Annotated in this window: 1 protein-coding gene; it reads right to left on the reverse strand. The window is 45.1% G+C overall.

Annotated elements, in window-relative coordinates:
- Positions 1-72: 72 nt before the first annotated feature.
- Positions 73-257: chalcone isomerase family protein (locus tag AAEY72_RS15515; protein WP_352311505.1), on the reverse strand; the 185-nt coding region annotated here is incomplete at its 5' end.

Genomic DNA, 257 nt, shown 5'->3' on the forward strand with positions numbered 1-257 from the left:
GAGTTAACCCTTGAGTTAGCGTTCGGGCGGAAAAATGTCGCTGCTTACGGATGAATAATAAAATCGCGTGCATTAGTTAACTCCAATCAGTTGGTTACGTAACTCAGGACGGCTGGTTTTCTCAGACAACCAAATGTCGAGAAACGCCTCTGGGAATTGGGCGTTACTGACTTGATAATAAGGGGTGTCGTTGAGTAAAAATGCCGCATCTTCAGGAGTGTTAACCTTAAAGGTCAGCCTGTCGCCCTGTTTAACAT

Source organism: Psychrobacter sp. W2-37-MNA-CIBAN-0211 (assembly GCF_040309405.1).
GTDB lineage: Bacteria > Pseudomonadota > Gammaproteobacteria > Pseudomonadales > Moraxellaceae > Psychrobacter > Psychrobacter glaciei.